Genomic DNA, 21,227 nt, shown 5'->3' on the forward strand with positions numbered 1-21,227 from the left:
GGTCTCGACGACGTCGGCAGCGGCAGGCGCGGACACCCGTCGAGTGGCACGCCGACGCGCACGGGGCGGAGCGGCGTCCTCGGCGGCCTCCGCAGCCGCGACCGGCTCGACGGCCACGTCGGCAGCGGGCTCGACGGTCTCAGCGGCGGGCACGACCACCTCGGTGGCCGGTACGACGGTCTCGGCGGCCTCGGGCGCTGCCGCAGCCCCGGCAGGCGCCGACGCACGGCGGACAGCACGACGACGCGTACGCCCGGCGGGCGCGGCCGTCTCTGCAGCCTCAACAGGCTTCTCAGCCTCTTCAGCCTTCTGGACCTCAGCGGCCTCTTCAGCCATGACGGCGTCTCCGGCCTCTTCAGTCTCTTCGGCCGCCGCAACCGCTGCGGCCTCTTCGATGTTCTCGGTCACAGCGGCCTCGACTGCCTCTTCGGCAAGGTCGGCGGACTCAGCCACGGCCGGTATGGCCGGCGCGACGGTCTCCGCCGCGGTCTCTGTCGTGCCGGCGGGCGGTCCCGCCGGGCGGGAAGCGGCACGGCGCCGACGACGCGGCGGCAGGGTGTCGCTGGGGGTGTTCGGTTCGGAGTCCGTGACGGACTCATTCGGTTCGGTCGGCTCGAGCATGCGGGCGTTTCTCCCGTCAGGCTCCCGGGCGCCGCACCTGGTCCGGCGTGGATGCCGGTGACGTCCGCGGCTCGCGCGATGCGCGGTGCCGCCGTCCGGGGCGCGGTCGCCGCTCGGGAGCTCTCTGTGTCCTGTCTCGCCGGTTCCGTACGCCGATTTGCGTACGGCCTGGCGAAAGTCTTCTGGTCGGTGCGCTGCCCGACCCAGGTGGCTCCCGAGTACAAGGGCGGCGCTACGACGTCCGTCCTACGCGGAACCTTCCTTACGCCGGTGCCTTCGCGGCGGCAGACGATGGTTCGGCCGATGAGAGGGCCGTGTCTGCCTCGCGGTCGGGCGCGAGCGGGTCGGTCACCGTGCCGGTCTCTTCATCGAACAGCCCCTGCGCCAGCCTGGTCACCCCTGCGGGGACCGGCGGCGCCAGGTCGGCCACGGCGCGGAGACCGGACAGGACGTCGTCGGGTCGTACGGCAGGCGTCACGTGCCGAACAACCAGCCGCAGTATCGCACAGGGCTGGTCGGTCGGCCTATCAGCTGCCGAACTGTGCGTTTCAAGGCTGACGACCGCGGGGCGGGCGTCGAAGGTCCGTACGCCGTTCTTGGTCCTCCGCTGGACCTCCACGGACTCGGCGGCGGTGAAGGCCCGGACCGCGCGCTCGGCGTCGGCCGGGTCCACTCCGTCGAGCCGCAGCTCCCATTCGGATGCCGTGAGCCGGTCGGCGAGCCCCGAGGTGCGGGACTCGACCGCCTCGATGATGTCGAGCCCGGTGGGCATCGACTCGTCGAGCAGAACCCTCAGCTTCTCCGGGTCGCGCGCCTCGGTGAGCGCGATCTCCAGGTACTCCGCCTCACTGCCCGTGCCGGTGGGTGCGGCATTGGCATACGACACCTTCGGATGCGGCGTGAACCCCGCCGAGTACGCCATCGGCACCTCGGCACGGCGCAGCGCACGCTCGAAGGCGCGCTGGAAGTCACGGTGGCTGGTGAACCGGAGGCGGCCGCGCTTGGTGTAGCGCAGTCGGATGCGCTGCACCGCGGGTGCGGGCGGCGGGCCTTCGGGCTGTCGCTTGCCCAGTGTCGTTCAGTCCTTCGTGAGAGCGGTCGTACTGCTACCAAGAGTACGTGTCTCGGCGCCCGCAGGTTCCCGCGTAGACACTTCAGCGCTCTGTGCGGATGCGGTAAGAATCACGGTCCGGCGCTGGAGGCGGGACTCGGATTGATCGTGTCGAAGTAGACGCTGTCCGTACCCGGATCGAAGTAGAACGCGCCGTAGTCGGCATCGCTCGTCATCTCTCTGTCAAAGGACTCGCTCCGGACCCACCGTGCGCTCTGCGGCATGAACTGCGCGAGGGCACCCGGCGGTTGGTCCGGTTCCGCGGGCTGAAAGTCCCGCTGCGGCGCCCCTACGAGTGTGGCGACGCCACCCTCTCTCAGCCGCGCCAGGCCGACGACACGAACGTCCGTGGGACCCGGCGCCGACACCCGTTCGCCGGAGCCCATGACAACGCCCAGCCAATGAGCGTCGGAGAGTGGGCCGAGGGCGGTGAACCGGCGCTCCAGTGGTGCCACGTCCGTACGGACCTTGTCGCCGTCGGTGCCGCTGGACCCCTGCCTGCACGCGGAGAGCGCCACTGCCCCGCCAAGCGCCAGCACAAGCGCTCTGCGACGTCCGAGATCTGCAAAGCCGCCCACGACACGTCCTCCCTTGCAGTCCCGTCAGCAGGAGCCCGCGCGCACCGACGCGGAGAGTTCCACCCAGTCGGGTTCCGCCGCGGCCAGTCTGTCGATCGACAGACACACCGGGTACTCACCCTCGGCGTTGGTGATGGTGAACCCCGCATCGGTGCCGTCGGCCTCCAGTGCGGGCTTCCCGGCGTTGATCAGCATGGTCTCGATGTCCACGGCGCTGTAGCCGAAGTCCAAGGCGAGCCTCTCCGTGCCGTCGATCTCCCTGGCAAGACCCTCGGTGGCCGCCCGCACCTCGGTCGCGGACACCCCGTCGTCGGCGTCGTCGTGGCCATCGGCCAGGCTCAGCGCGTAGAAGCCGGCGATCACCGAGACCACCGCTGCCACCACCAGCCCGATGCTCCTGTAGAGGAACTGGTCGTCGGACGGCATGAGCGCCCTGGCAGCCGCTTCGGGGTCGCGGTATTGCCTCATCTCCTTCTCGAAGAGCCGCCGCGGACCGATCAGAGTCATCACAAGAAGGACCGCGGCCGCGACAAAGAACATCACAGCGATCCCGACCATCGCTTCCCCCGTCCCGCGCCCAAGGTGAGCCTGGCTCCCGCCGACTCCTCCTTGCGGACGCTATTCGCTCACTGGCGGGAGGGGTCCCGGTCCTGTACTCGGGACTGTGAGGTCAGGATCTCGATCAGCGCGGTGGTGGCGGGTGGGTCCGGCGGGTCGCCGTATGTGGCGGCGTAGATCCGGCGGGCGTTGCCGGTGAGCTGTGTGGTGTGGATGCCCGGCGCGCGGTGGGCCTGCAACGCGAGGCCGTTGAGTATGGCGACGCCCATCCCGGCGGCCACCAGCGCCTGGGTGACGACCGTGTCGTCGCAGGAGTAGGCGATGCGTGGGGAGAACCCGGCGCGTTCGCATGCCGTGATCGTGGCGGCTCGGCAGCGTTCGCAGCCGCCGACCCAGGCGGAGTCACGGTGGTCTTCGAGACGCGGATGGGGTTGGTCGCTGATGAGGTAGAGGGGGTCGTCCCGCAGGTGGGTGAGCCGGACTCCCTCCTCCTCCAGCGGAGTGTCGGCGTGCCGGAAGATCAAGGCGATGTCGACGTGTCCGGAACGCAGCATCTGCAAGCCCTCGACCGGGTGGGCATCGACGAGGTTCAGCTCGATTCCCGGGTACGACCGGGACAGTTCGGCGGCGGCCCTCGGTACGAGGGTGCTCAGGACGGTCTGGAAACCGGCGAGCCGTACCCGTCCGGCGCGAAGTCCCACGCGGGCGGCCAGCTCGACAGACGCGGCGTCGACGCGTCCCAGTATCTCTGTTGCCCGTTGGGCGAGGAGTTCGCCTTCGGGGGTGAGCCGGATACCGCGGCCCGCTCGCTGGATGAGCCTGGCTCCTGTGGCTGCCTCCAGCCGCCCCAGGTGGTGGCTGACCGACGGCTGGGAGTAATGCAGTTCCTTCGCCGCCTCGGTCACCGATCCATGACGGGCGACCGCCTCCAGCACCTTGAGATGCGTCAGGTTCAGCATGGATTAAGTTTATCTATGAGACCTGGGAAGAATTGACATTGGACGTCATGGCACCGGACGGCCATCATCGCTTCATGAAGAGCTGACACAACAAAGCACGATCAACAGCCGTGATCAGCAGTCGTGATCAGCAAATGGAAGGGAGCACCAGCCATGTCGCTCGCCCGCGTCCACAACTTCTCCATCTCCCTCGACGGCTTCGGCACCGGTGACGGTCAGAGCCATGACGCGCCGTTCGGCCACGCCGGCGAAAGGCTGCACGAGTGGATGTTCACCACCGGGTTCTGGCACAACATGACCGGCCAACCCGGCGGGACCCGCGGCCTCGACGACGCCTTCGCGCGGCAGTTCGAGCCCGGGGTCGGCGCCGAGATCATGGGCGCCGGCAAGTTCGGCTACCCCGGATGGCACGAGGACCCTGACTGGAAGGGATGGTGGGGACCCAACCCGCCCTTCCACGCACCGACGTTCATCCTCACCCATCACCCGCGCCCGTCGATCGAGATGGAGGGCGGCACGACCTTCCACTTCCTCGACACGTCGCCCGCCAAGGCTCTCGAGACGGCCCGCGAGGCCGCGGGCGGCCAGGACGTACGCATCGGCGGCGGAGCCACGGTGATCCGCGACTTCCTCGCCGCCGGCCTCATCGACCACATGCACGTCGTGGTGACCCCGATCCTGCTGGGCCGAGGCGTCCGCCTCTGGGACGGGCTGGAGGCCACCGAGCAGGACTACAAGATCGAGTCCGCCTCCTCACCCAGCGGAGTCACACACGTGACCTTCACCCGCGCGGGCCTCTGAACCACGTCGGGCACCGTCAGGTGTGCAGAAGGCGCACGGCGAGGAGTGTCTGCCAGGTCCAGCCGATGGTGAGTGAGATGCGCTGGATCAGTCCGCCGAGGTCGACCCAGCGGTGATGCTGACTGAACGCGGCACTGACCAGTGCCATCGTCGCCGCGGCTGCGGGCCAAGGGCACCAAGGGTGCCGGCAGCGCGGCCGCTGCCCTTGCCATGGTCTTCAAACCCGTCGAGTCCGCCCAGGCCCGCTGGCGGGCTGTGAACGCGCCTCACCTCGTATCGCCGCCCTCGTCCGAGCTGGAGCCCGCTTTGAACGCGGTCGTCTCGTCGAGCGCTCCGGTGAGGATGCGGCCTAGTTTGCGGGACTGATCGGTATGGCCGAACTGTCGCGCCCGCTTGTCCGGGCGACGAGGGATCGGAAAGCGTCCAGGTCGCCGATGACCTCTTCGACGCGGTTCCGCTGCTGGTACATGCTGTAGTAGCGGGCGCCGATGGAGTCAGGGTCGGCCTCGCCGCCGCCGGGGATGACCCCGGAAGCGATCGTCACCGTGCCCACGTGGATTCCCTGCGACTTGAGTTCGGCGTGCAGGGTGTGTGCCCAGTTGCGCAGGCCGGCCATGGCCATTCCCACGTTGGCCAGAAAGGGTGCGGGGACTGTCGAGGAGACGCCGGTGGTCAGCAGCAGCGTGCCGTCGCCCCGGGTCAGCATCTCCGGCAGTACCTGGCCCACGGCCGTCACCGCGCCCAGCACATGCAGCTCGAACTGCGCGGTGGCGGAGTCGGCCGTGGTCTGTGCGGCGTGGGTGATCGGCCCGGTCGGGCTGGGACTGTATTCGAGCACGTCGATCGGGCCCAGCATGTCCCTCGCCGCAGTGAGGGCGGTGGTGAGCGCGTCACGATCGCGGATGTCGGCAGGAAATGCGGCAGCGGTGATGCCCAGCTCGGCCAGCTCACTGACCAGGGTGTCCAGCTTCTCCCTGGTACGGGCGATCAACCCGACCTGGAATCCCTGGAGGCCGAACGCGCGAGCCACCCCCATCCCCAGCCCCGGGCCGGCACCGACAACAACGAGCGTCTTCACCACGAAGAATCCTCTCCGATCACCGCGATCGGACCAGTGCCACCTCGCCCGGCACCGGTCACTTACTGTTTGTGAGTGGCCCCATGATTTGTTACTGGGAGGGCCGCAGCAAGACGGCACATTTATGTCAGTGACACACACGGAGGTAACTGTTGGCGCCTCGCACGAACCCCTCTTCGGCTCCGCAGCACCGCGACTCCACGCAGCCTCCGACAGCAGGCACCGGCAGCGAGCCGGACGAGGAAGCGTGCCGGCAGGTGCTCCAGATCCTCGGGTTGATCGGCAGCAAGTGGAGCATCCTGATCATTGGCCAACTCCGCGACCGCACCCTGCGCTTCGGCGAATTGCATCGCACCGTCAAGGGCATCTCCCAGCGCATGCTCACCCTGACACTGCGGCAACTCGAACGCGACGGCCTGTTGACCCGTACCGTCCACCCCAGCGTTCCCCCACGCGTGGACTACACGCTCAGCGAACTCGGCGCGACACTACTGGACTCCGTCGTCGCTCTCGGAGAATGGGCCACCACACACCGCCACGAGATCAACGACAACCGAAACCGCTACGACGCCATACACCCGACGCAAGCACCGTCATGAAGCCCTGCTCAATCCACAGAATTTGACAATTCCTCCTACTCCACTGCGATGCCGTACTCCTGGACGAGTTGCTCCAGCCCTCCTGTGTAGCCCTTCCCACCGAGCACGAAGTCCCAGTCACCATTCGGCCTGTGCCGGAACGAGCCGAGCACCAACGCCGTCTCGCCGGAGCGGCCGTCGGAGACTTCCAGTCGGCCGAGTTCGGTCATCGCCGGGTCCAGCAACCGGATACAGGCATCAGTGAACCCGGAGAGATCAGCATCCGGGTTCACCTCCGGATCGACGGCAGCCACCAGTACGAACCGATCAGCACCCTCCGGCAATGCATCGAAGGCGACACGGATCGCTGCTTTGTCCGGCGCCGCTGCCGGCACTGCGTGTACCGAGCCGTCCGGGGTCTGCGGGTTGTTGAAGAAGACGAAGTGGTCGTCGCTGAGAACCCGGCTGCCATGGCACACCAGGGCGCAGACATCCAACGCGACGTTGCCGGACCACATCATGCCCAGCGTGTTGTAGTCATCAGGCGGAGCCGCGGGACCAGGCGGCGTCGGCTGCGCGGGAGCTGGCCGTCCTCCCTCCCCCAGGCGTCCACGGAGCCCGTGGCGGCGCAGCAGGTCGACGAGTTCGCCACCTGAGATCAACTCCAGGGGCTTGCCGCGAGCGAAGGTGTGCGAGCCGGGGCCGAAGCCCGACGTGGTCACCAGAACACCCTTGTTGGCGCCGACGTCCTGAACCGTGCCGTACAGGTCACGCACTGCGGTGGGCGGCACAGTGTTGCGGTAGCGCTTCACCTGTACGACGATCTTGCCGCCTCGAATGGGCGTCGGGTCCAGCGCGTCGACATCCACACCTCCGTCGTTCGAGCGCTGCGTCGTGACGGCCTGCATCCCCATGGCGCGGAACAGGTCGGCAACGAGGGACTCGAAGGCGATCGGATCCATCTCGTACAGGTCCGGCTCCTCGTCACTGCCATGGGTGACGACACGATTCCCGACGTCCTGAGGCTGTCGGCTCGGCCGTACGGAAGTGAGTTGGTCGGGCCGAGTTGCGAGCTGTCCTCTCAGCGCCTCTGTCAGGCAGCTAGTCGCGTCCACCTGCTCCAGATGCAGACTTGTGAAAGCCGCTCGCTGGGCCATGACGGTCGCCAGGTAGATGTGGGCTTGTCTGCCTGTCGCGGGATCGTGGGCGTCCACGAAGCCGTTCAGAGCCACCGAGTCGAGGATGCCGTACTCGTCAGCAGTGAAGAGCTGATGCAGGACCAGCAGGACGCTCTGCGCCAACACCTCTCGGTACAGCGCCCGGCGCTGGGTTGCCGGACGCGCCGTTTCCTTGTCCTGGTCCTGGGCCGGCACGTACCTCACTGACTTCGCTTCCGGGACAACGTCGTATCCGGGCAGCTCCCAGCCCAGGACCAACTGCCGCGCCGCTGAGTCGAAGGCCGCTGCCACCTGCCGGGGGAAGCCTTCGGGCCAGGCAGTCGACGAGTAGAGGGCGGCCGAGAAGTACTCAACCACGGGTTCGGGGTCGCCCCGTCTGACACCCCCGGTCGCCTCGGTGATGCCGGCATTGTGCCGACGGACCTCGGCTCGCTGAGCCTCAGCCCACTGTTCGTAGTCCCGCTGCACGGCAGCTAACTGCTGCTGTCGCTGCGCTTCGGCAGCCTGTGCCGCGTACAAGTCGTGCTCGAAGCGGGACCGTGCCTCAGCCTGCGCTTGTGCACGTCGGTTGGCCGTCCAGCCGCCCTGCGCCTGATATTGGCTCGGATCCGGCATGCGTACGGGCCAGGCGAGCGGCCCCGGGTCGAACGGGGAAATCTCTGCCACGCGCATCAGGGACGACGCTCTGAAGGCCGATGCCTGACAACCCGCGGTCAGGAGCCCTTGCAGGATCGCGACCTGCGCGTCCAGCCCCTCCGTCCGAAGCCTGGCTTCCGCCTGCCGATATTCCTTGTACTCCCGCGCTGCACGTTGTTGGTGTGCCCGTGCCTGCAGGGCCTCTTCCCGACGGTGCCTTTGCTCGGCCTCGATCTGGCGCTGATGCTGACGCTGCATCTCAGCCCAAGTACTGACAAAACCAGCAGAGCGACGACTCATGCGCTCAGACCCTCCCCCGGGATGTCGGCAGCGCCGATCGAACTCTGGTCACCCCCCGCAACCAGTCGTAATAAAACGACTTTATCCAGCAATCGCCGTCCTGGATATCAGCTTGCCACGGCAACTGGAATCAGCCGTCCGCGCAGCTCACCCGCGGGCGCGCGCCTCACTCACCTCAGTGAGCGTGCCCGCTGGTCGGGGCGTCCTTCTTGACCGTCAGCGGCAGCAGCTTCTTCCCGGTAGGCCCGATTTGAATGGACGTGTCCATCTGCGGGCACACCCCGCAATCGAAGCACGGCGTCCACCGGCAGTCCTCGACCTCCGTCTCGTCGAGGGCGTCCTGCCAGTCCTCCCAGAGCCAGTCCTTGTCCAACCCGGAATCCAGGTGGTCCCAGGGGAGGACTTCCTCGTAGGTGCGTTCGCGGGTGGTGTACCAGTCGACGTCGACGCCGAAGGGGGCCAGCGCCTTGGCGGCGGACTGCATCCAGCGGTCGTAGGAGAAGTGTTCGCGCCAGCCGTCGAAGCGGCCGCCGTCCTCGTAGACCGCGCGGATGACGGCGCCGATGCGGCGGTCGCCCCGCGAGAGCAGGCCTTCGACGATGCCCGGCTTGCCGTCGTGGTAGCGGAAGCCGATCGAGCGGCCGTACTTCTTGTCGCCGCGGATCTTGTCGCGGAGCTTCTCCAGGCGGGCGTCTGTCTCCTCGGCGGAGAGCTGGGGGGCCCACTGGAAGGGGGTGTGGGGCTTGGGGACGAAGCCGCCGATCGAGACCGTGCAGCGGATGTCGTTGGAGCGGGAGACCTCGCGGCCCTTCTGGATCACGTTCATCGCCATGTCGGCGATCTGGAGGACGTCGTCGTCCGTCTCCGTCGGCAGGCCGCACATGAAGTACAGCTTCACCTGGCGCCAGCCGTTGCCGTACGCCGTCGCCACCGTCCGGATGAGGTCCTCCTCGGACACCATCTTGTTGATGACCTTGCGCAGGCGTTCCGAGCCGCCCTCCGGCGCGAAGGTCAGGCCCGAGCGCCGGCCGTTCCTCGTCAGCTCGTTCGCCAGGTCCACGTTGAAGGCGTCGACACGGGTCGACGGGAGGGACAAGCCGATCTTGTCCTCCTCGTAGCGGTCCGCGAGGCCCTTCGCGATGTCGCCGATCTCCGAGTGGTCCGCCGAGGACAGGGACAACAAGCCCACTTCCTCGAAGCCCGTCGCCTTCAGGCCCTTGTCGACCATCTCGCCGATGCCCGTGATGGAACGCTCACGCACCGGGCGGGTGATCATGCCCGCCTGGCAGAAGCGGCAGCCGCGGGTGCAGCCGCGGAAGATCTCCACCGACATGCGCTCGTGGACGGTCTCCGCGAGCGGGACGAGGGGCTGCTTGGGGTAGGGCCACTCGTCCAGGTCCATCACCGTGTGCTTGGACACACGCCACGGGACACCCGACTTGTTGGGGACGACGCGGGCGATGCGGCCGTCCGGGAGGTACTCGACGTCGTAGAAGGCCGGGATGTACACCCCGCCCGTCTTCGCGAGGCGGAAGAGGACCTCCTCGCGGCCGCCGGGGCGCCCCTCCGCCTTCCACTCGCGGATGATCCGCGTCATGTCGAGCACGGCCTGCTCGCCGTCGCCGATGATCGCCGCGTCGATGAAGTCGGCGATCGGCTCGGGGTTGAAGGCGGCGTGGCCGCCGGCCAGGACGATCGGGTCGTCCAGGCCACGGTCCTTGGACTCCAGCGGGATGCCCGCCAGGTCCAGGGCCGTGAGCATGTTCGTGTAGCCGAGCTCCGTGGAGAAGGACAGCCCGAAGACATCGAACGCGCGCACCGGCCGGTGGCTGTCCACCGTGAACTGCGGGACGTCGTGCTCCCGCATCAGCGCTTCCAGGTCCGGCCAGACACTGTAGGTGCGCTCGGCGAGGACGCCCTGCTGTTCGTTCAGGACCTCGTAGAGGATCATGACGCCCTGGTTGGGCAGCCCGACCTCGTAGGCGTCCGGATACATCAGGGCCCAGCGGACGTCGCACGACTCCCACGGCTTGACCGTGGAGTTGAGCTCTCCGCCGACATACTGGATCGGCTTCTGCACGTGCGGGAGCAGAGCTTCGAGCTGCGGGAACACAGATTCTGCGGCCGCAGCGACTTCGGAGGGCATCTCGCGAACCTTCGTGGGCTGGACGGTACTGACGGGGGTGACCATCCAGCCTAACGCGGCCGACGACCTCCCCCGCCCACTCAGATGTCCGTCCGGGCCTTGATCTCGGCCCAGAGGCCGGGCAGCTGCGCCTCGTCCGCGGCGGCGCGCTGCTCCTCGCGTCCGTACAGCAGCCCGTAGGTGAAGGCGCTCTCCCCCGCCGCGTGCGCCTGCTGCGCGAGCTCCCGCAGGGCCTCCCGGGCCATCACGCTGTCCTGGTGGTCGCCGAGCAGGTTCTGCAGGGACCTCATCGACTTCAGCAGGGCGGAGGCCGGGTCGCCGAGGGCCGGGACCGCGGACTCGGCCGAGTAGCGGGTCCGCTTCGCCTTCTTCCGCGCCTCGTGCAGCGGGACATCGCGGTCATGACCCGAGGGCAGACCGAGGGCCTCCTCGATCAGCTCGGACACCTGGGAGAAGTCCTTGCGTACGGCCTTCCCGATGACCTTCTCCGGCTTCCCGGCCGCCGCTTGCAGCAGGGGCGGGTCGGCGATCAGGGCGTCGAGGGTTTCCAGCAGTGCGAGGTACCGCTTCCCGTCCAGTACGGCGATCAGCCGCCGCCGGGAGCCGCCGCGCCGAGCGTGCGTCCAGGTGCGCAGCCGGGTGCGGACGGGCCCGGAGATCAGGGTCCTGGGCAGTTCGTCCAGCGCGGCGGTGAGGCGCTCGGTCAGCACCTCCTGGTCGCGGTCGACGCCCAGCTCGCCGGCGAGCCATTTCAGTTCGTCGCCGATCGGGTCGGTGACGGCGCGGTCGAGGACTTTGCCGTACGACCTGAAGGCGCTGCGCATCCGGCGGGTGGCGACGCGCAGGCGGTGCACGGAGTCGTACACGTCCCGCCGGACGGCCGGGTCCAGCTCGACGATCGCGTCCCGCTGGGCCCGCAGATAGGCCAGCACATGGTCCCCGGCGGTCTGGGGCGCGGCGGCCTCGGGTGCGGGCGCCGGCTTGTCCTTGCGCCGCTTCTTCTTGGGGGCTGTGTCGGCCAGGGCGCGCGCCAGCTTGGAGGGCGATGCGGACGGTCGTACGCCCGCTTTGCGGAGTCGTTTCTCCACCTTGTCGAGGAAGGCCGGGTCGCCGCCGTCGGCGAGTTCCACCTCGATCTCGGTCCACTGGGCGGTACCGCCGCCCTCGGTGAGCCGCTCGGCGCGTACGGCGTCGACGCTGACCTCGGCGAGCAGCCGGCCGTCGGCGTCCAGGAGGTCGCGTACGTCGCGGGCGGAGCGGAGCCGGACGACGGGGACCAGCTCGGCGTCCCGGACGCGGGAGCGGACGAGCCCGGCGAAGGTGCGCGGCAGGGTGTCGGAGAGGGGGGCCTGGATCTCGTCCCGGACCCCGGGGCCGACCGGGAACTTCAGATGCCAGCCGGCGTCCGAGCCGCCGGTCCTGCGGCGCAGCGTGATCGAGTCCGCCGCGAGGCGGGTGTCGACCGTGTCGTAGTAGGTGGCGTCGAGTTCGGCGACACCTTTGTCCATGACGGCCGCGACTCCGGCGACGCCGGTGAGGTCGGGCAGACCACTCTCGTCGGATTCGTACTTGCGCTCGATTTCGCGCTTCGTGTCCGCCATGCACCGAATCTAGTGGCAGTCGAGATCAGATGACAGTGCCTACAGGAGGTGAATCACGAATGAACACCAGGGTTCCGGGAGGTTGAATGACTTACGCCGACATGGGTCGTTGCACCCGAATCGACTGCAACAGTCCCACTGCCACCCACACCGCGAACATGGACGAACCGCCGTACGACACAAACGGCAGCGGCAGCCCCGCCACCGGCATGATCCCGAGCGTCATCCCGATGTTCTCGAAGGACTGGAAGGCGAACCAGGCGATGATCCCGGCGGCGACGATCGTGCCGTACAGCTCGGTCGTCTCACGGGCGATCCGGCACGCGCGCCACAGCACCACGCCCAGCAGCACGATGATCAAGCCGCCGCCGACGAAGCCCAACTCCTCCCCGGCGACCGTGAACACGAAGTCGGTCTGCTGCTCCGGCACGAACTGGCCGGTGGTCTGCGAGCCGTTGAACAGGCCCGAGCCCGTCAGTCCGCCCGAACCGATCGCGATACGGGCCTGGTTGGTGTTGTAGCCGACGCCCGCCGGGTCCAGCTCCGGGTTGGCGAAAGCGGCGAAGCGGTTGATCTGGTACTCGTCCAGCACACCCAGCTGCCAGACCGCGATCGCGCCCGCGACACCGACGCCGAGCAGCCCGAAGACCCAGCGGTTGGAGGCGCCGGAGGCCAGCAGCACGCCCAGCACGATGATCACCATGACCATGACCGAGCCGAGGTCGGGCATGAGCAGCACGATCAGTATCGGCACGGTGGCCAGGCCGAGGGCCTGCAAGACCGTGCGATGGTCCGGGTACTGCTTGTCGCCCGCGTCCACCCGTGCCGCCAGCAGCATCGCCATGCCGAGGATGATCGTGACCTTCACGAACTCCGAGGGCTGGAGCGAGAAGCCGGCGCCGAGGACGAGCCAGGCGTGGGCGCCGTTGATGGTCGCGCCGAGCGGGGTGAGCACCAGCAGCACGAGGAACACCGAGAGGCCGTACAGGATCGGCACGGCCCCGCGCAGGGTGCGGTGGCCGAGCCAGACCGTGCCGATCATCAGGGCGAAGCCGATGCCGGTGTTGAGCAGATGCCGGACCAGGAAGTAGTACGGGTCGCCCTCGTTGAGCTCGGTGCGGTTGCGGGTCGCCGAGTAGACGAGGGCCGCGCCGATCAGCGACAGCGCGATGGCCGACAGCAGTATCGGCCAGTCGAGCCGGCGCGCGAGGGAGTCACGGGCGAACAGCCGGGTCCAGCCCGCGCGCTTGGGCCCGTACCCGGAGACGGAGAAGCTGTTGCCGGTCATGTGCGCCTCCTGAGACGCCGCTGCCTCCTGCGGGTGTCACGGTTGCCCGTCGCCGGCGTCTGCGCGGTCCCCGCCTGCTGGGTCGCGTCCGGCTCGGCCTCCCCCTTCTGGCTGGCCTGCTGCTCCTTCGCCGGGTCCCCCTTGACCTTGGGCGCGGTGATCGAACCGTCCGTCTTGATCTTCGGCAGGCTCTTCTGCGGCGTGGGCAGCAGCGCGTTCTTCGGGTTGATCTCGCCGTCGTCGGATACGCCGTACAGCGCGTCGTAGATGTTGCGGACGGCCGGGCCCGAGGCGCCGGAGCCCGTACCACCCTGGGAGATCGTCATGACGACCGTGTAGTCCTTGGTGTACGTCGCGAACCACGACGTCGTCTGCTTGCCGTAGACCTCGGCGGTACCGGTCTTGGCGTGCATCGGGATCTTGTCCTGCGGCCAGCCGCCGAACCGCCAGGCGGCGGTACCGCGGGTGGCGACGCCGGCCAGGGCCTCGTTCATCTCGGCGAGGGTCTTCCCGCTGACCGGCAGCTTGCCGTGCGAGCTGGGCTTGATCGGCGAGACGGTCTTGCCGTCGGCGCTGATGATCGCCTTGCCGACGGTCGGGTCGTACAGGGTGCCGCCGTTGGCGATGGCCGCGTAGATGGTGGCCATCTGGATCGGGGTCACGAGGGTGTCGCCCTGGCCGATGGAGTAGTTGATCTCGTCACCGGCGCGCATCTTGTTGCCCTCGAGGCAGTTCTCGTACGAGATCTTCTCGACGTAACTGCCGTTCTTCTTCCCCGTCTTGCACCAGGCGTCCTTGTTGGCCTCCCAGTACGACTGCTTCCACTGGCGGTCGGGGACGCGGCCGGTGACCTCGTTGGGCAGGTCGATGCCGGTCTCCTTGCCGAGGCCGAACTGGTGGGCGGCCTTGTAGAAGTAGTCCTTGGGCTCACCCTTCTTCGGGTTGATGCCGCCGTCCTTCTGCCACTCGCTGTGCGCGAGCCGGTAGAAGACGGTGTCGCAGGAGACCTCCAGGGCCCGGCCCAGACCGATCGGGCCGTAGCTCTGCGACTCGAAGTTCTTGAAGACCTGGCCGCCGACGGAGTAGGAGCTGGAGCAGTCGTAGTTGCCGTCGAACGGGTAGCCGGCCTCGACCGCCGCGGCCGTGGAGACCACCTTGAAGATCGAGCCGGGCGCGGCCTGACCCTGTATGGCCCGGTTCAGCAGCGGGTAGTTGGAGGCCTTGCCGGTCAGCCGCGTGTAGTCCTTGGCGGAGATACCGCCGACCCAGGCGTTCGGGTCGTACGACGGGTTGGACGCCATGGCGACGAGGCGGCCGGTCTTGGCCTCCATCACGATGACGGCACCGGAGTCCGCCTTGTAGTTCTCGCCCGTGTTGTCGTCGAACACGTCGCGGGCCTTCTTCATCGCCTCGTTCAGCTCGTACTCGGCGACCCGCTGGACCCGGGCGTCGATGCTGGTGACGAGGTTGTCGCCGGGCTGGGCCTCGTCGGCCTCGGCCTGGCCGATGACACGGCCGAGGTTGTCGACCTCGTAGCGGGTGACGCCCGCCTTGCCGCGCAGCTCCTTGTCGTACGCGCGCTCCAGGCCCGAGCGGCCGACCTGGTCGGAGCGCAGATAGGGCGAGTCGGTGTCCTGCGCCTTGGTGATCTCCTCGTCGGTGACCGGGGAGAGATAGCCGAGGACCTGCGCGGCATTGGCCGCGCCGGGGCTCGTGTACCGGCGTACGGCCTGCGGCTCGGCGGTGATGCCGGGGAAGTCCTCGGAGCGCTCACGGATCTGCAGGGCCTGGCGGGGCGTGGCCTCGTCGGTGACCGGGATCGGCTGGTACGGCGAGCCGTTCCAGCAGGGCTGCGGAGTCTTCGCGTCGCACAGCCGGACCTTGTCCATGACCTCCTTGGGCTTCATGCCCAGGACGCCCGCGAGCTTGGTGAGGACGGCCTTGCCGTCGTCCTTCATCTTCAGCAGCTCGGTGCGCGAGGCGGACACCACGAGCCGTGTCTCGTTGTCCGCGAGGGCGACCCCGCGCGCGTCGAGGATCGAGCCGCGTACGGCGGGCTGGACGACCTGCTGGACGTGGTTGCCGGACGCCTCCTTGGCGTACTCGTCGCCCTCGCGGATCTGCAGGTACCACAGGCGTCCGCCGAGGGTGCCGAGCAGGGAGAGGACAAGGATCTGGATGACGACGAGCCGGATCTGCACGCGTGGCGTCCGGCCGGTCTCCGGGATGTTGGTCACTGCTGCCTCCCCGCTCCGCGATGGGCTGTTGATCGGCTGCAGCGCCGTCGTGGCTTGTCGCGCAGTTCCCCGCGCCCCTTCGGGGCGCTCAACTCCCTTGGGATCACAGCCGCTTGACCCCCTTGATGCGTCCGGCGCGGGCCACTCGCGCGCGGGCCGCCTTGACCTTGAAGCCGCCTCGCTGGCCGCCGATCCGCAGACCGGTGCCGGAGGAGAGCCAGCCGGTGGAGATGTTGGGGGACTTGGCGGCCGAGTTGGTGTCGGCGAGCGGGTCGTTCTCCGCGCGCCGGGCCAGCGCCATGATCCCGGGGACGACGAAGGGGGCGAGCAGCAGGTCGTACAGCGCGGCGGTGAACAGCAGGCTGCCGAGGCCGACATGGCGGGCGGCGGTGTCGCCGACGAGGGCGCCGACTCCGGCGTAGAGCAGGGTGGAGCCGATGGCGGCGGCGGCGACCACGACCATGGGGCCGGTGGCCGACTTCAGCCGGCCGTTGTCCGGTTTGACGAGCCCGGCGAGATAGCCGATGACGCACAGCACCAGGGCGTAGCGGCCGGCGGCATGGTCGGCGGGCGGGGCGAGGTCGGCGAGGAGACCGGCGCCGAAGCCGACGAGGGCACCGCCGACATGGCCGTACACCAGGGCCAGGCCCAGGACGGTGAGCAGCAGCAGGTCGGGGACGGCGCCCGGGAGGTGCAGGCGGGCGAGGACGCTCACCTGCAGCACCAGGGCGACGACGACGAGCGAGGAGGAGAGCAGGATCCGGTTGACGCGCATGACTCAGCTCCTACTGCTCTTGCTCGTACTGGCCGTCGGGCGCTTCGGCGGACGGCGTGACCGTCACCGTCACGGTAGGCGTGGGTTTGGGCTGCGGCTTGTCCGGCAGCACCGTGTCGCGCGGATCCTGCTTCGGGGTCTCGACGACCACGCCGACGACGTCGAGCTTGGTGAAGCTGACATACGGCGTGACGTACAGCGTGCGGGTCAGGTCGCCGCCGGAGGGGTCGACGCGGGAGACCACGCCGACCGGGACGCCGGGCACGAACGGCCTGTCGGCCTGCGAGCCGAAGGTGACCAGCCGGTCGCCCTTCTTCACCTCGGCCTTGCCGTTGAGGAGTTCGACGCGCAGTGGACGGTCGCCCTGCCCGGAGGCGAAGCCGAGCTCGTCGCTGGCTTCCATCCGGGTGCCGACGGTGAAGTCGGGGTCGCTGGCGAGCAGCACGGTGGCGGTGTTGGGGCCGACGGTCGTCACCCGCCCGACCAGGCCGTCGCCGTTGAGGACGGTCATGTCGCGCTTGATGCCGTCGCCCGCGCCCGCGTTGATGGTGATGGTCCAGGAGAAGCCCTGGGCCGCTCCTATGGCGATGACCTCGGCGCCCTTGATGCCGTACTGGCCCTTGCCCGCCACCTTCAGCATCTTGTCGAGCTGGGCCAGCCGGCTGCGGTTGCGGTCGTCGCTGCCGAGCTTCGCCTTGAGGGCCGCGTTCTCCTTCTCCAGCGCGGCGAGCCGGTCGTGCCGCTCGCCGGAGTCACGGATCGCGGAGACAGCGTTGCCGACCGGGTCGACCGCGCTGGACACGCCGTCCTCGATCGGGCCGAACACGGCTGCCGCTCCCTGGCGGGCACCGTCGACCGGTGAGTCCTCTCCGCCGCGGATGTCCACCGTGATCAGTGCGAACGCGATGGCGATCAGCAGCACCAGAAGCAGCCGGCTCTCTTTCGTGTCCCTCACGTGCGGCGGCCGTGCCTTCCCTCTAGGAATGTGCAGGTGTTGAAGAGAAGCGTTTATGGGTGAGCTTATGTCTCTATATCAACGATCCGCCGTACAAGAAGAGATCGTCTCGTACGGCGGAATCGAAGAGTTACGTCATCTGCGGGGCTGGGCGTCGAGCACCTGCTGCAACGCCTCGAACTCCTCGACACACTTACCGGAACCGAGCGCCACGCTGTCCAGCGGATCCTCGGCGATATGGATCGGCATCCCGGTCTCCCGGCGCAGCCGCTCGTCGAGGCCGCGCAGCAAGGCACCGCCACCGGTGAGGACGATTCCGCGGTCCATGATGTCGCCGGACAACTCCGGCGGGCATTTGTCGAGGGTCGTCTTCACGGCGTCGACGATGGCGTTGACCGGCTCCTCGATCGCCTTGCGCACCTCCGCGGCGGAGATGACGACGGTCTTGGGCAGCCCGGAGACAAGATCTCGGCCGCGGATTTCGGTGTGCTGATCGTCGTCGAGGTCGTACGCCGAACCGATCGTGATCTTGATCTGCTCAGCCGTCCGCTCACCGAGGAGGAGGCTGTACTCCTTCTTGATGTGCTGGATGATCGCGTTGTCCAGTTCGTCGCCGGCGACGCGGATGGACTGGGCGGTGACGATGCCGCCGAGGGAGATGACCGCGACCTCCGTGGTGCCGCCGCCGATGTCCACCACCATGTTGCCCGTGGCCTCGTGGACCGGCAGGCCGGAGCCGATGGCCGCCGCCATGGGCTCCTCGATGATGTGCACCTGGCGGGCGCCGGCCTGGGACGACGCCTCGATGACGGCACGGCGCTCGACGCCCGTGATGCCGGAGGGCACACAGACGACGACCCGCGGACGAGCCAGATACCGCCGCTTGTGGATCTTCAGGATGAAGTAGCGGAGCATCCGCTCGGTGATCTCGAAGTCGGCGATCACGCCGTCCTTCAGTGGACGCACGGCAACGATGTTGCCGGGCGTGCGCCCGATCATCTTCTTCGCTTCGGCGCCGACCGCGAGAATGCCACCGGTATTGGTGTTGATCGCGACCACGGACGGCTCGTTGAGTACGATCCCGCGACCCCTGACGTACACCAGCGTGTTGGCGGTCCCGAGGTCGACAGCCATGTCACGGCCGATGAACGACATTGAGTTCCCCATCAGGATTCGTCTGGCCTTCCCACAGAGCTTTTGAGGGCTTTTCAGGTCGGCGAAGTGGGTGCTGTGACGTGAAGGCTTCCATCGTAGACGCGCCTTCCCGAACACTGCGCGAGGGTCTTCGCCATTGTCAGCAGATGATGAGCCGCCTCGCTGCCTCAGACGGTCCATCGGGGGCTCTCGTTCCCCCGATCGGCACGCATATGCCGGGGGACGGCAGGCAATAACCAGCCGTCCCAGGTCAAGCAGGGTGACACGAGGGAACTGACGGCCTCTCAGATGAAGGCTCGGTGACGCGCGGGCCTACGGTCAGCCGTGGCCCGGGAAGAAGATCTTCACCTCGCGCTCGGCGGACTCCTCGGAGTCGGAGGCGTGGATCAGGTTCTCCCGGACGATCACGCCGTAGTCACCGCGGATGGAGCCGGGAGCGGCGGCGATCGGGTCGGTCGGACCGGCCAGGGCACGCAGTCCCTCGATGACCCGCTCACCCTCGACGATCATGGCCACAACCGGGCCGGAGGCCATGAACTCCACCAGCGGCTCGTAGAAGGGCTTGCCCTTGTGCTCGCCGTAGTGCTGCTCCAGGGTCTCCTGATCCAGCGTGCGCAGCTCCAGCGCGGTGATCCGCCAGCCCGCCTTGCGCTCGATACGGCTGATGATCTCGCCGGTCAAGCCACGACGTACGGCGTCGGGCTTGAGGAGGACGAGGGTGCGCTGGGTCACGTGCGAGCTCCTTTGAATCAAAGGTTGTGCGGGGTGGTGTTGAGCATACGGGGCGCAGCTCGGTGCTTGTTACGCAGCGTCAGGCTGATCCGCCTGGCCGGCCGCGAATCTTGCCTTCGCCTCGTCGATCTTCCGCCCGTAGTGCACCGACGCCCACCACAGCGCCGCGAAGATCGCCCCCAGGAAGAACATGCTCGGCACGATGAAGCCGGAGGCGATGAGGGCGATCTGCAGGGCCCAGCCGAGGGCGACGCCGCCGGGCCGGGTCACCAGGCCGCACAGCACCAGGCACAGGAACATCGCGATGCCGCTGACCGTCCACACCGTGGTCATGGACAGATCGTCGTCCTTCATCGCGACCAGACCGGCGAAGCCGATGATGAACAGCTCGCCGATCAGGGTCGAGGAACAGAGCGTACGCATGCGTGGATTCAGCCCTTCCCCAGCAGCAGCCGGGCCTCGCCGACGGTGATGACGGAACCGGTGACGAGCACGCCGCCACCGGCGAACTCGCCCTCCTCCTCGGCCAGCGTGATCGCGGCCTCCAGGGCGTCCGGCAGCCGCGGCTCGACCTGCACCCGGTCGTCCCCGAACACCTCGACGGCGATCGCGGCCAGTTCGTCGGCGTCCATCGCGCGATGGCTGGAGTTCTGCGTCACCACGACCTCGGCGAAGATCGGTTCGAAGGCCTCCAGCAGCCCCCGGACGTTCTTGTCCCCGCTGGCCCCGACCACCCCGATCAGCCGGCTGAAGTCGAAGGCCTCCCCGATCGCCTCGGCGGTGGCGCGGGCGCCCGCCGGATTGTGGGCCGCGTCCAGGACGACGGTCGGGGAACGGCGTACGACCTCCATCCGCCCCGGCGAGGCGACGGAGGCGAACGCCTTGCGGACGTGATCGATGTCGAGCGGATCGGAACGCTGCGCGCCGACGCCGAAGAACGCCTCGACGGCGGCGAGCGCCACGGCCGCGTTGTGCGCCTGGTAGGGGCCGTGCAGCGGCAGATACACCTCGGGGTACTCACCGCCCAGCCCGCGCAGGGTGACCAGCTGCCCACCGACGGCGATCTGCCGCGCGACCACCCCGAACTCCAGCCCTTCGCGGGCCACGGTGGCGTCGACCTCGACCGCCTTCTTCAGCATCACCTGCGCCGCCTCGACGGGCTGCTGCGCCAGGATCACCGTCGCGTCCTGCTTGATGATCCCGGACTTCTCCCCGGCGATGGCGGCGGGCGTCTCGCCGAGCCGGTCGGTGTGATCGAGGTCGATGGGGGTGACGACGGCGACGTCCCCGTCGATCACATTGGTGGCATCCCAGGAACCGCCCATGCCGACCTCGACGACGGCCACATCGACGGGCGCGTCCGCGAAGGCGGAGTACGCCATGCCCGTCAGCACCTCGAAGAACGACAGCCGGAACTCCTGCTGGGCGTCGACCAACTCGATGTACGGCTTGATGTCCTGGTACGTCTCGATGAACCGCTCGGCGGAGATCGGCGCACCGTCCAGGCTGATCCGCTCGGTGATCGACTGCACATGCGGGCTCGTGTACCTGCCGGTCCGCAGCTCGAAGGCGCCGAGCAGGGCCTCGATCATGCGGGCGGTGGAGGTCTTGCCGTTGGTGCCGGTGATGTGGATCGAGGGGTACGCGCGCTGCGGCTCGCCCAGGACGTCCATGAGTGCGGCGATCCTGGCGACCGAGGGCTCCAGCTTGGTCTCGCCCCAACGGGTCGCCAGCTCCGCCTCGACCTCGCGGAGGGCCTTGTCGACCTCGGGGTCCTCGGGGCGCACGGGCACGGCGGCCTCCGGCGGGCCGCCCTGGGTACGCAGGGTGCGGCTGCCGGCCTCGATGACCGCGAGGTCGGGGTCGCGGTCTGTTTCGGCGGCGACGATCTCGTCGAACGGGTCGCTTTCACTCACGGGGTCAGTCTACGTACCCAGCCT

General features: G+C 68.4%; 19 protein-coding genes and 2 pseudogenes. 3 read left to right on the top strand and 18 right to left on the bottom strand.

Annotation, left to right across the window (positions count from 1 at the left end):
- The 5 genes and pseudogenes from ACTWQO_RS38190 to ACTWQO_RS38210 form a co-directional block, all read right to left on the bottom strand.
- Positions 1 to 621: pseudogene (locus ACTWQO_RS38190) on the bottom strand (Rne/Rng family ribonuclease); the annotation flags it as partial.
- A gap of 262 nt (positions 622 to 883) precedes the next feature.
- Entirely contained in the window at positions 884 to 1,651 is a 768-nt protein-coding gene (locus tag ACTWQO_RS38195; protein WP_443241972.1) for a TIGR03936 family radical SAM-associated protein, read from the bottom strand.
- Positions 1,652 to 1,803: 152 nt separating this feature from the next.
- A complete protein-coding gene (locus ACTWQO_RS38200; protein ID WP_443241973.1) occupies positions 1,804 to 2,310 on the bottom strand; it encodes a hypothetical protein in 507 nt (168 codons plus the stop codon).
- Between the two features lie 24 nt (positions 2,311 to 2,334).
- Entirely contained in the window at positions 2,335 to 2,817 is a 483-nt protein-coding gene (locus ACTWQO_RS38205) for a hypothetical protein (protein ID WP_443241974.1), read from the bottom strand.
- Positions 2,818 to 2,936: 119 nt separating this feature from the next.
- Positions 2,937 to 3,827, bottom strand: a complete 891-nt coding sequence (locus ACTWQO_RS38210; RefSeq protein ID WP_443241975.1) for a LysR family transcriptional regulator — start codon at positions 3,825 to 3,827, stop codon at positions 2,937 to 2,939.
- A 153-nt stretch (positions 3,828 to 3,980) separates the two neighbouring features.
- Between ACTWQO_RS38210 and ACTWQO_RS38215 the strand changes: the two genes are divergently transcribed.
- Positions 3,981 to 4,628, top strand: coding sequence for a dihydrofolate reductase family protein (locus ACTWQO_RS38215; protein WP_443241976.1), 648 nt, complete (start codon positions 3,981 to 3,983; stop codon positions 4,626 to 4,628).
- A 16-nt stretch (positions 4,629 to 4,644) separates the two neighbouring features.
- Here the strand turns inward: ACTWQO_RS38215 and ACTWQO_RS38220 are convergent, their stop codons facing one another.
- Positions 4,645 to 4,776 (bottom strand): hypothetical protein, encoded by a 132-nt coding sequence (locus ACTWQO_RS38220; RefSeq protein ID WP_443241977.1) that lies wholly within the window; start codon positions 4,774 to 4,776, stop codon positions 4,645 to 4,647.
- 8 nt (positions 4,777 to 4,784) lie between these two features.
- Between ACTWQO_RS38220 and ACTWQO_RS38225 the strand changes: the two are divergent.
- A pseudogene (locus ACTWQO_RS38225) lies at positions 4,785 to 4,981 on the top strand (IS256 family transposase); the annotation flags it as partial.
- Here ACTWQO_RS38225 and ACTWQO_RS38230 read toward each other — a convergent pair.
- Entirely contained in the window at positions 4,978 to 5,709 is a 732-nt protein-coding gene (locus tag ACTWQO_RS38230) for an SDR family NAD(P)-dependent oxidoreductase (RefSeq protein WP_443241978.1), read from the bottom strand. The pseudogene ACTWQO_RS38225 and the gene ACTWQO_RS38230 overlap by 4 nt on opposite strands.
- A gap of 254 nt (positions 5,710 to 5,963) precedes the next feature.
- Here ACTWQO_RS38230 and ACTWQO_RS38235 point away from each other — a divergent pair, with 254 nt between their 5' ends.
- Positions 5,964 to 6,305: a winged helix-turn-helix transcriptional regulator gene (locus ACTWQO_RS38235; protein ID WP_443241979.1), complete on the top strand. Its 342-nt coding sequence runs from the start codon at positions 5,964 to 5,966 to the stop codon at positions 6,303 to 6,305.
- A gap of 35 nt (positions 6,306 to 6,340) precedes the next feature.
- On the opposite strand, the gene ACTWQO_RS38240 is transcribed toward ACTWQO_RS38235, so the two are convergent.
- From ACTWQO_RS38240 to folC, 11 genes are all read right to left on the bottom strand, one after another.
- The gene (locus ACTWQO_RS38240) at positions 6,341 to 8,398 is read right to left on the bottom strand and encodes a restriction endonuclease (protein WP_443241980.1); all 2,058 of its coding nucleotides are present in this window, start codon (positions 8,396 to 8,398) and stop codon (positions 6,341 to 6,343) included.
- Between the two features lie 175 nt (positions 8,399 to 8,573).
- Positions 8,574 to 10,544: a TIGR03960 family B12-binding radical SAM protein gene (locus tag ACTWQO_RS38245; RefSeq protein WP_443241981.1), complete on the bottom strand. Its 1,971-nt coding sequence runs from the start codon at positions 10,542 to 10,544 to the stop codon at positions 8,574 to 8,576.
- Between the two features lie 80 nt (positions 10,545 to 10,624).
- Entirely contained in the window at positions 10,625 to 12,145 is a 1,521-nt protein-coding gene (locus ACTWQO_RS38250; protein WP_443241982.1) for a CYTH and CHAD domain-containing protein, read from the bottom strand.
- A 91-nt stretch (positions 12,146 to 12,236) separates the two neighbouring features.
- Positions 12,237 to 13,433 (bottom strand): rod shape-determining protein RodA, encoded by a 1,197-nt coding sequence (rodA, locus tag ACTWQO_RS38255; protein WP_443241983.1) that lies wholly within the window; start codon positions 13,431 to 13,433, stop codon positions 12,237 to 12,239.
- Positions 13,430 to 15,670: a penicillin-binding protein 2 gene (mrdA, locus tag ACTWQO_RS38260; protein ID WP_443241984.1), complete on the bottom strand. Its 2,241-nt coding sequence runs from the start codon at positions 15,668 to 15,670 to the stop codon at positions 13,430 to 13,432. Before mrdA ends, rodA begins: the two co-directional genes overlap by 4 nt.
- A gap of 103 nt (positions 15,671 to 15,773) precedes the next feature.
- Positions 15,774 to 16,445 (bottom strand): rod shape-determining protein MreD, encoded by a 672-nt coding sequence (mreD, locus tag ACTWQO_RS38265; RefSeq protein WP_443241985.1) that lies wholly within the window; start codon positions 16,443 to 16,445, stop codon positions 15,774 to 15,776.
- A gap of 10 nt (positions 16,446 to 16,455) precedes the next feature.
- Positions 16,456 to 17,400 carry a rod shape-determining protein MreC gene (gene mreC / locus ACTWQO_RS38270; protein WP_443241986.1) on the bottom strand — a complete coding sequence of 315 codons (945 nt, stop codon included), beginning with the start codon at positions 17,398 to 17,400 and terminating at the stop codon, positions 16,456 to 16,458.
- Between the two features lie 135 nt (positions 17,401 to 17,535).
- Positions 17,536 to 18,555, bottom strand: coding sequence for a rod shape-determining protein (locus tag ACTWQO_RS38275; protein WP_099928866.1), 1,020 nt, complete (start codon positions 18,553 to 18,555; stop codon positions 17,536 to 17,538).
- Positions 18,556 to 18,873: 318 nt separating this feature from the next.
- Positions 18,874 to 19,287 (bottom strand): nucleoside-diphosphate kinase, encoded by a 414-nt coding sequence (ndk, locus tag ACTWQO_RS38280; protein WP_443241987.1) that lies wholly within the window; start codon positions 19,285 to 19,287, stop codon positions 18,874 to 18,876.
- 69 nt (positions 19,288 to 19,356) lie between these two features.
- Positions 19,357 to 19,710, bottom strand: a complete 354-nt coding sequence (locus ACTWQO_RS38285; protein ID WP_443241988.1) for a DUF4233 domain-containing protein — start codon at positions 19,708 to 19,710, stop codon at positions 19,357 to 19,359.
- 8 nt (positions 19,711 to 19,718) lie between these two features.
- Positions 19,719 to 21,203: a bifunctional tetrahydrofolate synthase/dihydrofolate synthase gene (gene folC / locus ACTWQO_RS38290; RefSeq protein WP_443241989.1), complete on the bottom strand. Its 1,485-nt coding sequence runs from the start codon at positions 21,201 to 21,203 to the stop codon at positions 19,719 to 19,721.
- Between the last annotated feature and the right edge of the window lie 24 nt (positions 21,204 to 21,227).

It is taken from the genome of Streptomyces sp. 4N124 (assembly GCF_052245395.1).
Lineage (GTDB): Bacteria > Actinomycetota > Actinomycetes > Streptomycetales > Streptomycetaceae > Streptomyces.